The following is a 15,227-nucleotide window of genomic DNA, read 5'->3' as shown; positions in this document are numbered from 1 at the left end:
CAAAGAGATAGAATACTCTGTAAATATAAAAAGTGAGGATCAGGAAAAGTACATGATGCAAAGGTCTACAGAGAGCAATCGGTTGCTGAGAAGATTGCGATACCGCATGATGGAAAGACACCTGTGAGTGTTGCTTTGAACGTGATAATTAGTAAAAGCAAACGGTACCTACCGTTATCAGGGCTAAGATGGTCATTATGACAATTTGGGTGGTACCGCGGAACAATCCGTCCCTATTTATAGGGGCGGATTTTTGTATTCTTTGAAAGGAGGTGAGTGACCGTGGATGATGACGATGACAATAACAATAACGTAAATAAATATAAAATTACTGGAGGGAAATGTAATGAAGCGTTCACTCACAAAAGAATGTACGGAGCAAGGCGGCAAGATTGTATTACTTCAAGGATGGGTAAAAAAAATTCGTCATCTAGGTAATATTAGTTTTTTATTAATAAGGGATCGATCAGGAGTTATGCAATGTGTACTAGAAAATGAGTTAGCTGGATATAAGGTAGATGTGGAAAGTGTCGTTCAAGTAGTAGGCCAGATAGTAGAGACTTCGAAAACAGAATTAGGAGTTGAAGTGCTCGCTCACGACGTGAAAATATTAAATCGCGCAGAACCACTTCCGTTTGAAATAAATAAAAAGAAATTGCAAGTTGGCTTAGATCAACTACTGAATGAGCGGGTATTATCATTAAGACATGAGAGAACTGCGGCGATATTTAAAGTGAAATCTACACTTGTTCAGAGCTTTAGTGAATTTCTTATAGAGAACGATTTCACACGTATATTTACTCCGAAAATTGTTTCACAAGGGGCAGAAGGAGGAGCGAATGTTTTTAAGCTTCCATACTTTCAAAAAGAAGCTTATTTAGCACAATCGCCACAGTTTTATAAACAGATGATGGTAGCTGGAGGGTTAGAACGTGTTTTTGAAGTTGCACCTGTTTACAGAGCGGAACATCATAATTCTTCCCGTCATTTGAATGAATATATATCGTTAGACGTAGAACTTGGATTTATTCATGATTTTTATGAAGTGATGCAATTAGAAACGGATGTTTTACGATATATGTTTCAACAAGTAGCAAAAAACTGTGAAAAAGAACTACAACTATTACAAATAGAAGTACCTGTTATTACAGAAATACCTAAAATTACATTGTTACAAGCGCAAGAAATTTTGAAAAATAAATACCGGAAAGAATCGCCAATTGGGGATTTAGATACAGAAGGTGAAAAGCTACTAGGGAAATATGTGAAGGAAACATATAGGAGTGAGTTTGTTTTCATTACACATTATCCGAAAGAAGCTAGGCCGATGTATACGATGCCAAATAAAGAGAATCCATCTATTACTGATTCGTTCGACTTACTATATAAAGGATTAGAAATAACTTCAGGGGCGCAGCGAATTCATGATTACGAAATGTTACTAACTTCTTTTAAAGAAAAAGGATTACATCCAGATACGTTTCAATCTTATTTAAATACATTCCGATATGGTTGTCCCTCGCACGGTGGCTTTGGAATTGGATTAGAGAGAGTTGTATACAAACTATTAGAATTAATAAATGTACGAGAGGCGAGTGCTTTTCCAAGGGACTGTACAAGACTTATCCCTTAATAATAGGGGAAGAAAATTACGCATTTTCTCATCAAATTTTAATATAGCCCTTGACAGTTATAAATATAACCGATATACTTCATATTAATTTCAAAAGAAAATATATTCTAAATATTAAAATGTGTTGAATAGGAGTAGTAAGGTCGTATATTTGTACAGAGAGCTATGGGTTGGTGTGACATAGTCAAATGACATCCTGAACTCGCCTAGGAGCAGTAAGGTGGAACGGAATCACATTCTTAGTAAATCTTAACGGTTAACCTTCGATATTAGGTTTGTAATCAAACGATTACTACTAAGGTGGATTCATAATGGAATCAATAAGGGTGGTACCGCGTTAAGTAAATGGCTTAGCGTCTCTTTATATAGAGACGTTGAGCCATTTTTTTATTTTATGGAAATAGAAATGGAGGGTTTATTCGGATTGGTTTATAAAATTTAATTATTTATATAAAATAATTTAAATAGGAGGAAAATAAGATGAAACAGACGGAGCAATGGACTTCGAAATTAGGTTTTATAATGGCTGCAGCAGGATCAGCAATTGGACTTGGCGCAATATGGAAGTTTCCTTATATCGCTGGGAAGAGTGGGGGAGGGGCATTCTTTTTAATCTTTATATTATTTACTGTATTAATTGGATTACCACTACTTATAGCTGAATTTATGATTGGGCGCAGTACACAGAAACAAGCAGTTGGCGCATTTAAAAGTATCGCACCTAATACAGGATGGCACTGGATTGGACGCCTTGGCGTTGGAACATGTTTTATACTACTTTCGTTTTATAGTGTTGTAGGTGGATGGGTGTTAATTTATTTATTCAGAGGAGTAACGGGACAACTTATTACTCCGGGACAAAATTATGGAGCGTTATTTACTGAAACAATTGGAAATCCCGCTTGGGCGATTATGGGACATTTCGCTTTTATGTTCATTACGATTTGGGTTGTATCAAAGGGTGTACAAAATGGAATTGAAAAAGCAAGTAAATATATGTTGCCAGCATTGTTTGTTTTATTTGTTGCTCTTATTATTCGTTCATTAACACTTGATAATGCAATACAAGGTGTGAAGTTTTTCTTACAACCAGATTTTTCAAAGGTTACTTCAGAAAGTATTTTATTCGCGATGGGACAATCATTTTTTGCGATTAGTATCGGGATTTCGATTATGGTTACCTATAGCTCGTATTTAAATAAAAAAGAAAGTTTACCAAAATCAGCAGTTACAATTGTTGGATTGAATTTATTTGTTTCATTATTTGCAGGTCTTGCTATCTTTCCGGCCGTATTTTCATTAGGAATGGAGCCGACAGAAGGACCTGGATTATTATTTATCGTATTACCATCTGTATTTAGTCAAATTCCATTCGGCGGGTTGTTCTTAACAGTATTTCTTGCACTATTTACATTTGCAACATTAACATCGGCATTTTCTCTACTAGAGACAGTTGTTTCAGCATTAGCAAATGGTGAACAAGAAAAAAGAACGAAATTATCATGGATAATCGGTTTCGGCATTTTCTTAGTAGGTATACCATCCGCGTTATCATTTGGAGTATGGAGTGATATTACGATTTTCGGAAAGAATATTTTTGATGCAGTAGACTTCTTATCTAGTAATATACTAATGCCACTTGGTGCACTATTTATTAGTATTTTTGTTTCATTCAAAATGGAAAAGAAGGTACTAGAAGCAGAGTTTTTTGTAGGTGGAAATTATGGAAAGAAAGTATTTATTTGTTGGGCGTTTTTACTTCGATTTATAGCACCACTTGCAATAATCATCGTCTTTTTAAATGTAATAGGGATTATTTAAAATTAAATGTTATAATATTCAGTAAAAAAAGAAGGTGATGGTCATAAAAGCGAATTTGATAGAAGTAGGAAAATATATGAATATTAGGGGGAAAAAACTATACGTTGAAACGCATGGAAATCCTAAAAATAAACCAGTCCTATACTTGCATGGTGGACCAGGAGAAAGTTGCTATGATTTTTCATTTCATCAAGCGGAACGTTTAAAAGATTCTTTATATGTAATAATGATAGATCAAAGAGGTGTTTGTCGCTCAGAAGAAATTACTGAGGACGAAGCTTTTGGATTAAAAGATTTAATTGAAGATTGTGAGGAACTAAAAAAAGTATTACAAATTGAGAAGTGGTCTATAATTGGACATTCTTTCGGTGGATATGTAGCATTGTTATATGCATCGATATATCCAAGCTCAATAGAGAAAATAATATTTGAAGGACCAACTTTCGATTTCGCATTAACAAGTAGAGCTTTGTTACAAAAGACAGGGCATTTATTAAAAAAGTATGGAAAAGAAGAAGTAGCAGAAGAGTCTATCGCTTATTCATCTAGCAATGCTACTTCAGAAGAGTTGCTAGAAGCTTATATAAGACTAAGCAATGAATTAGAAGAAAATAGAATGGAGATTTACAATTATAAGGAAGATGTGACAGACGAGAGTTTGCATAGTGATGAAGAGTGGGAAGTATTTTCAAATCGCTCCAAAATTCATTTTGATAGATTAAAAATAGAAGGAGCAGTTCATACTTCCTTATTACGAAAAATAAAAGATGTACAAAATCCAATGTTATTAATTGTAGGAAAATACGATGCAGTAACGTGTGAAAAACAAATTGAAATATTTAATAAAGATGCTCAAAATGGGGATTGTATTGTATTCGAAGAGAGTGGTCATACACCGCATTATGAAGAAGCAGATCGATTTGCGGAAATAGTCATTCAGTTTTTGAAATAAAATAGAAAGGGAGCTTCGTATAATGAGAAGCTCCTTTTTTAGATTTTAGGATAAGTGATTGCAATGTTAGGCCATATGTTTTGCCATTTCTTTTTATTAACTCTAGTGTTGTACATATGTAATCGCTCTTTTGTTTCAAGAAAATGAGCTGTTGGCCTCACTTGTAAGGAAAGTACATCTTCAATACCGCATGGGGCCGTTAATATGACGTTGTTTAATTCATCAAGTGTAACTCCTAAAGCAGTTGCTGTTTCAGGAAATTTAGAAATAGCATCAACAGAAGAAGAATACGGTGGCATATTATTCACTACATGCATACGAGCTTGATTTTTTACCGACCAAGGTATAGAAGCATCCATATTTACCAGTGCTTTCTCTAGTGATTGCTCATATACCTCATCTGTATGTAATTGATCAAAATAAATGACATCAATATCTGGTGTAGCCGTTCGTATTTCGTAGTCATGTAAAGTATCCCAAATTTTAGAGCGAACAAATCCGGCGCAAATCCACCAATCTGGTAGCTCTAGTGATTTTGCTAATTGTAATACGTTCATCATCCATTCGTCGTTTTCTATTAAGCGAATTATATCTTGCTCTGTTTGTATAGTCATTTGTTATCCCACCTACTATTGTTATAGAGGACTAATTCATCCGATTCTATTAAAATAATTGTAACTTTTTTACTTTATCATATGTATTACACTTTGTAACTGAAAGTATATGACATAGAAGAAATAATTTTTCGAAAAGATAAATAATGATAGTATAGTAAAAGATGGGCATGAAAAAGTCTTCCATATAATATGGAAAGTAAAAAGGAGCGGGGGATTAAATTTGTATACAACATTTCTATTTGATTTAGATGGAACATTGACGAATCTGAAAGAAGGAATTGTATGCATTAAAAAAGATTGGAATTGAAGAATTGCATGTAAGCGAGTTAGATTCATTTATTGGTCCACCCATCCAGCAATCATTCGTAGAAAGATACAATATGAATGAAGGAGAAGTAGAACGAGCTGTTTTTTATCAATTTAGCCAAGAAGACTCCTTCCTCAAGGAGCGTGAAGGACGTAGCCCAGCGAGTAGGTGGGAGATGAATTGTTCGACATATGTAAAGTGTTACCGGACAATTTGTCATAATCACTTCACTATCGATCGAATGTATGTTTGGTGTATAATAGACATATATCAAAATGGAGGTGAAACGAAGGATGATCAATAAAGCGTATAATTTTCGTATCTATCCAAATAAAGCACAAGCGATCCTGATCAATAAAACGATTGGTTGTTCTCGTTTTGTATTCAATCACTTCCTATCTTTATGGGATAATGCATACAAAGAAACAGGAAAAGGTTTGGCATATGGTATATGCTCTGCCAAACTTCCTGCCATGAAGAAAGAGTTTGTTTGGCTAAAAGAAGTGGATAGTATTGCTATTCAATCGTCTGTTCGCAACCTTGCGGATGCTTACACACGCTTTTTTAAAAAACAAAACAGTGCCCCGCGTTTCAAATCTAAAAAGAACAACGTACAATCTTATGCGACAAAACAAACAAATGAAAACATTGCTGTTGTGGGAAACAAAATGAAATTGCCGAAACTAGGTCTTGTTCGATTTGCCAAAAGTCGTGAAGTAAAGGGACGTATTTTAAATGCTACGGTTAGACGGAACCCTTCTGGCAGATACTTTGTGTCATTGTTAGTTGAAACAGAAGTGCAAGAACTTCCGAAAACACATTCTTATATTGGAATGGATGTAGGATTAAAAGATTTCGCCATTTTGTCAGATGGAACAACCTATAAAAATCCTAAATTTTTTCGCTCATTGGAAGAGAAGTTGACAAAAGCACAACGTGTTCTTTCTAGAAGAATAAAAGGATCTTCTCGCTGGAATAAACAACGAGTAAGGGTAGCTAGAATTCATGAATACATAGCTAATGCTAGAAAAGATTACTTGGACAAAATCTCAACTGAAATCATCAAAAGCCACGATGTTATCGGTATAGAAGATTTGCAAGTATCGAATATGTTAAAAAATCATAAGTTAGCAAAAGCGATTAGTGAAGTATCTTGGTCGCAATTTAGAACGTTGCTAGAATACAAGGCAAAATGGTATGGGAAACAAGTCATTCCGGTATCCAAAACATTTGCTTCAAGTCAATTATGTTCTTGTTGTGGGTATCAAAATAAAGACGTTAAGAATCTAAATCTTCGTGAATGGGATTGTCCTGAGTGCGATAGTCATCACGACAGAGATATTAACGCAAGTATCAATCTTAAAAATGAAGCTTTAAGGCTTCTAACCGTAGGAACTACGGGGATAGCCTAATGAATTAGAAGCCACTAGGCTTCTGTACTTAGGAATCTCCCACTTCAAACAGTCCGTAAGGACGTTAAGTGGTGAGTAGTTCAATTCAGAGAGTATTTAAAGCAGCGTGGATTGTGAGGGTATTCCAAATCTCTTAAAACAATTAAAAGATACCGGAAATCGTTTATTTATTGCAACTTCAAAACCTACTATATTTGCTGAACAAGTTATAGAACATTTTCAACTAACGAAGTATTTCGAAGGTATCATTGGAAGTAATTTAGATGGTACGAGAATAAAAAAAGAAGAAATTATTTTTCATCTTTTACAAACAAATGAAGAACTTAATAAAGAAGACATTGTTATGATTGGAGATAGAAAGCACGATATAATCGGTGCGAATCATAATGAGATTGCTTCAATTGGTGTTTTATACGGTTATGGTAGTAAAACAGAATTGACTGAAGTTGGTGCGACTCATATAGTAAATGATGTAAAAGAACTACATCATTTTTGTGTAGACAGTAGTTTGATAAAGAAGTAAATATAGAGACTGAAAATCCCTTTATAACGTATGACGATGAAATCGTTTATGTTTAAAGGGATTTTTCATATGTAATCGAATACTTATAATTAGACATTTTTAGCATGAAAAATTTGTATGAATAGGAGGAGGGGTGTCAGAATCAAAAGATTAGTAGAAGTTCATCTATAAAAGTTCGAATTTTCAGTCTAAAAGGGGGATATAATTGGAGTTAGTTATTATATTATTAGCACTTAGTTTACTAATGTTTGTAGCATATAGAGGGTTTTCTGTTATTTTATTTGCACCGATATTTGCATTATTTGCGGTATTTTTGACAGAGCCTAGTTTTGTATTACCTTTCTTTTCGAATATCTTTATGGAGAAAATGGTAGGTTTTATTAAACTATATTTCCCTGTATTTTTACTTGGGGCAATATTTGGGAAAGTAGTTGAAATGTCAGGAATTGCAGACTCGATTGCAAAGACAATTATAGAGTTAGTTGGTGAAAAACGTACGATATTAGCGATTGTATTAATGGGTGCTATCTTAACGTATAGCGGTGTTAGTGTGTATGTAGTAGTGTTTGCTGTTTATCCGTTCGCAGCTAAGCTGTTTCGACAAGCGAATATTCCGAAGCGTTTAATCCCTGGAACGATTGTACTTGGAGCAGTCACGTTTACAATGGATGCGCTACCTGGATCACCACAAATTCAAAACGTAATACCTACAACATTTTTTAAAACGGACATTTATGCTGCGCCGATACTTGGTATTGTAGGTGCAATTTTTGTACTTACGTTAGGTTTACTATATTTAGAGAGTAGACGTAAGAAGGCGAAAGCAGCAGGAGAAGGGTATCTTGGTTTTAACGATGGGGATACTGAAATGGCAGCTTCTTTGCAAGTAGAACAAAAAGATATGCCGTTACTTAAAAGTATTGAAATTACAAGAGTTCAGCAAGTGATTGCTTTTATACCACTTATTTTAGTAGGTGTAATGAATAAGGTGTTTACTATTATGATACCGAAGTGGTATCCGAATGGTTTTGATTTTTCTGCAATTGGTATGAAAGCATTTGGCAAAGTAGAATTAAGTGCAGTAGTTGGAATTTGGTCAGTAGAATTGGCACTTATTATAGGTATTGTAACAACGTTATTATTATATTGGAAACGAGTAGTAACAGGATTTCAAGCTGGATTGAATACAAGTATTGGTGGAGCGCTACTTGCAACAATGAATACAGGAGCTGAGTTTGGATTCGGTGGTGTCATCGCAGCACTTCCAGGATTCGCGATTATGAGAGATGGTATTTCTGCCACATTCACAAATCCTTTAGTGAATGGAGCAGTAACGACGAATATTTTAGCCGGTATTACAGGCTCTGCATCAGGAGGAATGGGGATTGTTTTAAGTGCGATGGGAGATAAGTTTATTGCAGCGGCCAATCAATTTGATATTCCATTAGAAGTAATGCACCGTATCGTGTCAATGGCATCGGGAGGAATGGATACATTACCACATAACGGAGCTATTATTACTATTCTTACAGTAACAGGTTTAACACATAAACAGTCATATAAAGATATTTTTGCCATTACAGTTTTGAAAACGGTTGCCGTATTTTTAGTAATTGCATTCTACACTGTAACAGGAATTTATTAAGTCGATATTTTATAAACTAAAACATTAACTAGGGTAAGAAGGGGTGGAGTACTTGCAAGAAGTTGCTGAATTTCGTATGCCGAAGTCCGTATTATATGGAAGAAATTCGCTTGAAAAGCTGGGGGAACAATCTAAGAAGTTGGGGAAAAGAGCGTTTATAGTTACGGATACAATTATGGAGAATTTAGGATATGTTAAGAGGTGTATACAACAATTAAATACGAAAGGTATTACTGTTAGTACATATAATAAAGTAAATGCTGAGCCTACAAATATACACGTGTTAGAAGCGTTAACACTTTGTAAAGAAGGAAAGTGTGATTTTATTATTGGTATTGGTGGTGGAAGTTGTATTGATGCAGCGAAAGCAGTTGCGGTGTTATATACAAATGGTGGAGAAGTGGAAGATTATGTCCAAAAAGATATGGAAATAGACAACGATCCGCTACCACTAATTGCAATCCCAACAACTTCTGGTACTGGATCGGAAGTAACAAGTGTAGCAGTAATTACGAATAAAGGAACCGATGTAAAAATGATGATGAAACATCCGAGTTTTATCCCACAAGTAGCGATTATTGACCCGATTTTAACGCGTTCGGTACCATCTCATATTACAGCAGCAACAGGGATAGATGCATTATGTCATGCAGTTGAAGCATATATTTCTAAAGTTTCACAATCACTTACCGATGTACTTGCACTTTCCGCTATTGAAAGTATTATGAAATATTTACGTATTGCATATGAGGATGGAGAGAATATGGAGGCAAGAGAAGCGATGATGATTGCTTCCTTACAAGCTGGAATCGCATTTTCCAATGCATCTGTTACGTTAGTTCATGGAATGTCAAGGCCGGTAGGAGCGTTATTTCATGTACCACATGGTATATCGAATGCAATACTATTACCTACAGTTTTACAATATACAAAAGTTAGTGCAGTAAAAAGACTAGCGGATATTGGACGTTGTTTAAATAAAGATTTGTATTCCTATTGTGATGAAGAAGTAGCCGACTACACGCTGAGGGAAATAAAAAAACTTTGTTTTGATCTTCGTATTCCAAATTTAAAAGAATACGGAATTGGTGAAGTTGAATTTGAAACAGCTATTTCTAAAATGGCATCAGATGCAATTGAAAGTGGAAGTCCAGCAAATAATCCACGTGTGCCATCATATGATGAAATTAAACAGTTGTATCGAGAATGTTTTCATTATCAATATGAAGATTTTATAAAAACATCAGAAAAATAATTTCAGAATATTCTTATAAAATTTCCTTGGAAATAGTTAAAACAAGACTTTATAGTATAAACGTAAAGTCTTGTTTTATTGTGTATAATATACATAATAAAATGTTGTGATTAGTTTTAAAAAATAGTATAAGGTGGGTGTTGTGTAATGAAAACAATAGGTTTAATTGGTGGTATGAGTTGGGAATCAACTTCTGAATATTATCGAATCATAAATGAAGAAATAAAAGAGAGATTGGGAGGATTACATTCAGCAAAATGTATGATTAATAGTGTGGACTTTGAAGAGATTGAACGATTCCAGTCTAACGGAGATTGGAATGGAGCAGGAAAAATATTAGGAAATGCGGCATATTCGTTACAGATGGGAGGAGCAGATTTTATAATTATTTGCACAAATACAATGCATAAAGTAGTTGAGAAAATAAAGGAGAATATTCATATTCCAGTCTTACATATCGCTGATGCAACTGCGAAAGAAATTAAAAGGAAAGATATTCAAAAGGTTGGTTTACTTGGAACTAAATATACAATGGAGCAAGACTTTTATAAATTACGCATAGAAGAGAATCGTATAAAAGTAATGGTTCCATCAGAAAAGGATAGAGAAAAGATAAACGAAGTAATATATACAGAATTATGTTTAGGAAAGATAACATCTCAATCTAGAGAGTATTATAAAAGAGTTATAGAAGAGCTAGTACAAGAAGGGGCCCAAGGAATTATATTAGGTTGTACAGAAATAGGATTATTAATAAAGCAGGGAGACATATCAGTTCCGATATTCGACACAACTTATATACATGCAGTTGAAGCAGTTAATTTCGCTTTACAAAATAGATTATAATTATATTATGTAACCTAGTCAAGCTTGTGGAAAACATTCAGAAAATATTTTATAATGTAAGTGGTTACAATCGAGGGGGAATGCGTATGTTTTCAGTTCAACCAATCGCATTTGTACATAATGAAAGAAAGGAAATAAAAGATGATGAGTGGGGAGAAGTAAGATCCTGTATTACTTTAACTGAAATGTATACAGAGGAAAGTATACAAGGGATTGAAGATTTTTCTCATATTGAAGTTGTTTTTTATTTTCATAAAGTAACTGATGAACAAATTCAATATTTTGCTAGACATCCTAGAAATAATAATGATTATCCTAAAGTAGGCATTTTTGCACAGCGCGGGAAAAATCGTCCGAATCGCATAGGAGCAACAATTGTAAAAGTGATCAAAAGAGAAGGTAAATCAATTATTGTTGAGGGGTTAGATGCTATTGATGGCACACCTATATTGGATATAAAGCCGATAATGAAAGAGTTTATGCCGAAAGAAGAAATTGTACAGCCTAAATGGGCAACGGATATAATGAGACAGTATTGGAAGGGGAATGGAGTAAAATGAGAATATATGAGGCAACAATTGCAGATTTAGATGGACTAGCATCAATTTTTAATAATTATCGTATGTTTTATAGACAAGATTCCGATATAGAAGGAGCAAAAGTATTTTTACGAAATCGAATCGAGAGAAAAGAATCCATTATTTTCGTGGCAGTTGAAGACGGTGAATATATTGGATTCACACAATTATATCCATCATTTTCTTCCATTTCGATGAAAGAATTATGGATATTAAATGATCTGTTTGTACAGGCCACTAAGCGCGGAGCAGGAACAGGTAAAAAATTACTAGAAGCTGCTAAAGAATTTGCATTAGAAAATGGTGCAAAAGGTGTAAAATTACAAACAGAGATTGATAATTTATCAGCACAGCGATTATACGCTGAAAATGGTTATTTGAGAGATAATCGTTATTTCCATTATGAATTAACATTTTAAAAAGATATAAAATGAAAAGAGACGTTTTCATTGTGAAAACGTCTCTTTTCATTTGTATTATAGTTGATTTAAAACCCAATTTGTAGCATCTTCAAAGTTTTCTGCAATGTAGTTCGGCTCAATATGTGCCCATTTGTGACGGTACGTATGTAAAGCATCATGTCCAGCGCCTGTTCGAACTAATATCGTCGTCGCATGTACAGTTGCTCCTGCAACAATATCAGTCCAGCGATCACCAATTACAGCGCATTTTGTTAAATCAAGCCCATATTTTTCGGCTGCTTGCAGCAGCATACCTGTACCAGGTTTACGGCATTCACAACCATCACCGTGTTTATGAGGACATACGTATATATCATCAAAACCGAAGTCTTCTAATTCTTGTGCAAAATCAGCTACAGTTGCTATCCCATCTGCGATACCTGGTTGATTTGTGAAAGAGAAAATTTTTATATTTTGAGCTTTTAGTTTTTGCAGAGCTGCTTTTGTGAAAGGAAATAATGTAAAAGAGCCTGGATAATGTATTGTAGTGTCACCACCAATTGTACCGTCACGATCAATAAAAATAGCTTCCATGTTTGTCATAGTTATAGTCCTTTCCATTTATAAGTAGTTTAAAAGTGTTTCACAAATCGATATCCATTCACTTCATATCCTAATTTTTTGTAAAAAGGATGTGCTTCTAATCTTTTTGTTCCACTGACTAGCCATGTGCCGATACAATTATGTTTCTTTGCTAATTGCTCTGCGTAATCCATTAATACTTGCCCAATGCCTTTCCGTCGTATTGTAGAATCAACGCTAATAATTGAAATTTCCCCGTACCGAGTTACATCTTCTAAATTTTCACGTATACGAAACCCAAGTAATCCAAATATAGTGTCCTCTTCTTCATAAACATATAGAAAATCAAAAGGACTCATTTGTACGAATTGTAATCGGTTGTTCATATCTTCATATGAAATAGAGGAACCTTTTAGTTCTGTTGTTAAAGAGCAAAGTGCATCTATATCGTCTATCGTAGCTTCACGAATTTGAAAAGACATATTATCCACTCCAATTAAATGTAATCAAACATTAAGTATTCTGTTAAAAAATATTTATTCCTGCTATGAAAATAAATATTTTATAATGATATATAGATAGTTATATGTTATTCTTTTCCTAGTTTGTATTGGAAATGGAAAGAAGGGGAATGTATGTTAGAAGTAAATATCCGTTCTGCTGGATATGAAATAGGTGAAAAAACAATTCATGATATTGCCTTTTCGATTGAGCAAGGCGAATTAGTTGCACTTATTGGTGCGAATGGTGCTGGGAAGAGTACGACGATTAAAACGATGCTCGGTTTACTTGTAAATATGAATGGTGAAATATCATTTGGTGAAAAGAAAAATCCTTATGCATACGTGCCGGAACACCCGACATATTATGATTATTTGACGCTTTGGGAACATATCGAACTATTAATGGCTGCTCGCGAGAACGAAGTAGGAAGCTGGGAAAGAAAAGCAGAAGAGTTATTGCATATGTTTCGAATGGATAAACATAAGCATGAGTATTTATCAAAGTTTTCAAAAGGTATGAAACAAAAATCGATGCTCATTTTGGCATTTTTAACTGAACCAGATTTTTATATCATTGATGAACCTTTTATCGGTTTAGATCCAGTAGCTACGAAAGAATTTTTAAGTTATTTATATAAAGAAAAAGAACGTGGCGCGGGTATATTACTTTGTACGCACGTATTAGACACAGCTGAAAGAATTTGTGAGAGATTTTTACTCATTTCACAAGGTACATTAGTTGCAGATGGACATTTAGAAGCAATCCAAACGTTAGCAGAAATGCCAGGGAGTTCATTATTAGACTGTTTTGATGGAATTGTAAGGCGTGAACAACATGATTAAACAACAATTTTATAAAAGATTGCGCCATGAACTGGGCCGCAAATGGAAGTCCATACGTTCTATAACGGATTGGACAGTTGCGCTATATATTCTTATTCCAGCATTTATATTTATGGGGATTTATTATCGTTCACTATGGACGGAAGAATTATCGATGGGAGAGACTATTTATTTCGGATTAGGTCTACTCGCATTTTATGTGATGACATATGGAAGAGGAGTTCGCTCATTTTTTGAGCAAGCGGATAGTTTATTTTTAATTTCGTATCCCGCTCACATGCAAAAGTTAATCCAGTATGGCATGACATATACGTTTATTCGAATAGCGATAACGAATGTAATAGTAGTAGTTGCTATGTTACCAGTATTGATGAAAAGTATCGGAGTGACGAAAATACAAGTCGTATTATTTTGGCTGTTTTTTACTGTATTTCGATTTCTGTTGTCATTATTAACGAGATTTATTCATGTACGTGTGGGGAAACGATGGCTACTATGGATTATAAAAAATGTAATGTTTTCTATAAGTTTAACCTTTTTTGGAGTGAGTCTGCTTCTTATTTATAAAAATCCATTTTATTCTATACTAAGTATCGGTCTAGCAGTTTTACTAATTATCGTATTGATAAAAGAAAAATTGAATTATAAAAATTGCTTTTTTAAAGAAGTTGAGAAAGAGAAAGAAGAAAGTATGCGCTGGACAAGTGGGATTATGCAAGTTGGTGGTCATACAGCTAAACCGAGTAGTTCGAATAAAAAACCGTGGATGTTTCCGCGTTCTAAAAAGTTTTTAGGGAAGAAAAAGGAATCTCGTATTGTTGAATCCTTTTTAAAAGAATTTTTCCGTACAAGTAGTGCACGAATATTCTATATTCAAATTGTATGTATAAGCACTGTCAGTATTATTATGAGTCCGAGGTGGATTGCAGCTATTATTCTTGCATTTACTTTAGTTGCAATTTCTCGTTATGCGCGCGATTATTGGAATGAATTTACGAAAAAAATGTTTCTTCATTTATATTGTGATGAAGGAAAATTACTATTGTTAAGATGGAAGGCAGATCGCTATTTATTACTTCCAGTACTACTTTTGTATGGAATAGTTATCCTTTCTCATTTTTATTTATTACCAGCTGTAATTACCGGGGGTATTTTTATAATATGGATTGGTTGGATTGTATTTTTACCATAGAAAAAGAGCCGCTAAACGGCTCTTTTTCTAATCTGTCACACATTGATAAAGAAAATATACTAAAACGAGTATGCTTGCGGCGGAATACATGACGTCTAAAGTCATCGGATTGCCTCC

At 34.2% G+C, this 15,227-nt stretch carries 14 protein-coding genes, 2 pseudogenes and 2 other annotated features; of the genes and pseudogenes, 13 read left to right on the top strand and 3 right to left on the bottom strand.

What is annotated here, in order from left to right; translation table 11 throughout:
* Nucleotides 1-26 precede the first annotated feature (26 nt).
* Nucleotides 27-238: a binding site (T-box leader), on the top strand.
* 108 nt (nucleotides 239-346) lie between these two features.
* The 3 genes from aspS (at nucleotide 347) to AC1Q8N_RS05435 (ending at nucleotide 4,406) form a co-directional block, all read left to right on the top strand.
* A complete protein-coding gene (gene aspS / locus AC1Q8N_RS05445; RefSeq protein WP_098642983.1) occupies nucleotides 347-1,633 on the top strand; it encodes an aspartate--tRNA(Asn) ligase in 1,287 nt (428 codons plus the stop codon).
* 115 nt (nucleotides 1,634-1,748) lie between these two features.
* Nucleotides 1,749-1,997: a binding site (T-box leader), on the top strand.
* Nucleotides 1,998-2,113: 116 nt separating this feature from the next.
* Nucleotides 2,114-3,454: a sodium-dependent transporter gene (locus tag AC1Q8N_RS05440; RefSeq protein ID WP_098076367.1), complete on the top strand. Its 1,341-nt coding sequence runs from the start codon at nucleotides 2,114-2,116 to the stop codon at nucleotides 3,452-3,454.
* Nucleotides 3,455-3,491: 37 nt separating this feature from the next.
* Nucleotides 3,492-4,406, top strand: coding sequence for an alpha/beta fold hydrolase (locus AC1Q8N_RS05435; RefSeq protein ID WP_098642982.1), 915 nt, complete (start codon nucleotides 3,492-3,494; stop codon nucleotides 4,404-4,406).
* A gap of 38 nt (nucleotides 4,407-4,444) precedes the next feature.
* Here the strand turns inward: AC1Q8N_RS05435 and AC1Q8N_RS05430 are convergent, their stop codons facing one another.
* A complete protein-coding gene (locus AC1Q8N_RS05430; RefSeq protein ID WP_098642981.1) occupies nucleotides 4,445-5,020 on the bottom strand; it encodes a nucleotidyltransferase family protein in 576 nt (191 codons plus the stop codon).
* Between the two features lie 223 nt (nucleotides 5,021-5,243).
* Between AC1Q8N_RS05430 and AC1Q8N_RS05425 the strand changes: the two are divergent.
* The 8 genes and pseudogenes from AC1Q8N_RS05425 to AC1Q8N_RS05390 form a co-directional block, all read left to right on the top strand.
* Nucleotides 5,244-5,439, top strand: a pseudogene (locus AC1Q8N_RS05425) (HAD family hydrolase); the annotation flags it as partial.
* A gap of 184 nt (nucleotides 5,440-5,623) precedes the next feature.
* Nucleotides 5,624-6,742: an IS200/IS605 family element RNA-guided endonuclease TnpB gene (gene tnpB, locus AC1Q8N_RS05420; protein WP_493521110.1), complete on the top strand. Its 1,119-nt coding sequence runs from the start codon at nucleotides 5,624-5,626 to the stop codon at nucleotides 6,740-6,742.
* 75 nt (nucleotides 6,743-6,817) lie between these two features.
* Nucleotides 6,818-7,265, top strand: a pseudogene (locus tag AC1Q8N_RS05415) (HAD-IA family hydrolase); the annotation flags it as partial.
* Between the two features lie 205 nt (nucleotides 7,266-7,470).
* Nucleotides 7,471-8,910, top strand: coding sequence for a GntP family permease (locus AC1Q8N_RS05410; protein WP_048540890.1), 1,440 nt, complete (start codon nucleotides 7,471-7,473; stop codon nucleotides 8,908-8,910).
* Nucleotides 8,911-8,962: 52 nt separating this feature from the next.
* Complete coding sequence (eutG, locus tag AC1Q8N_RS05405; protein ID WP_142313678.1) at nucleotides 8,963-10,165, top strand: alcohol dehydrogenase EutG; 1,203 nt, start codon at nucleotides 8,963-8,965, stop codon at nucleotides 10,163-10,165.
* Between the two features lie 147 nt (nucleotides 10,166-10,312).
* A complete protein-coding gene (locus tag AC1Q8N_RS05400) occupies nucleotides 10,313-11,011 on the top strand; it encodes an aspartate/glutamate racemase family protein (RefSeq protein WP_048540887.1) in 699 nt (232 codons plus the stop codon).
* A gap of 86 nt (nucleotides 11,012-11,097) precedes the next feature.
* Entirely contained in the window at nucleotides 11,098-11,571 is a 474-nt protein-coding gene (locus tag AC1Q8N_RS05395) for an SAM-dependent methyltransferase (RefSeq protein WP_048540885.1), read from the top strand.
* Entirely contained in the window at nucleotides 11,568-12,008 is a 441-nt protein-coding gene (locus tag AC1Q8N_RS05390) for a GNAT family N-acetyltransferase (protein ID WP_097844607.1), read from the top strand. Before AC1Q8N_RS05395 ends, AC1Q8N_RS05390 begins: the two co-directional genes overlap by 4 nt.
* Before the next feature lie 57 nt (nucleotides 12,009-12,065).
* On the opposite strand, the gene AC1Q8N_RS05385 is transcribed toward AC1Q8N_RS05390, so the two are convergent.
* Entirely contained in the window at nucleotides 12,066-12,593 is a 528-nt protein-coding gene (locus tag AC1Q8N_RS05385) for an HAD-IIIA family hydrolase (protein ID WP_098137221.1), read from the bottom strand.
* Between the two features lie 29 nt (nucleotides 12,594-12,622).
* Nucleotides 12,623-13,054 (bottom strand): GNAT family N-acetyltransferase, encoded by a 432-nt coding sequence (locus tag AC1Q8N_RS05380; protein ID WP_048540878.1) that lies wholly within the window; start codon nucleotides 13,052-13,054, stop codon nucleotides 12,623-12,625.
* A 153-nt stretch (nucleotides 13,055-13,207) separates the two neighbouring features.
* Between AC1Q8N_RS05380 and AC1Q8N_RS05375 the strand changes: the two genes are divergently transcribed.
* Both AC1Q8N_RS05375 and AC1Q8N_RS05370 read left to right on the top strand, forming a co-directional pair.
* Entirely contained in the window at nucleotides 13,208-13,918 is a 711-nt protein-coding gene (locus tag AC1Q8N_RS05375) for an ABC transporter ATP-binding protein (protein WP_098848010.1), read from the top strand.
* A complete protein-coding gene (locus AC1Q8N_RS05370; RefSeq protein WP_493521109.1) occupies nucleotides 13,911-15,110 on the top strand; it encodes an ABC transporter permease in 1,200 nt (399 codons plus the stop codon). Before AC1Q8N_RS05375 ends, AC1Q8N_RS05370 begins: the two co-directional genes overlap by 8 nt.
* The last annotated feature ends 117 nt before the right edge of the window (nucleotides 15,111-15,227 follow it).

The sequence above is a fragment of the Bacillus sp. GW823-FHT06B01 genome (assembly GCF_058952315.1).
The sequence above is the reverse complement of the archived record's forward strand: the minus strand, read 5'-3'. Positions and strand labels throughout refer to the sequence as shown.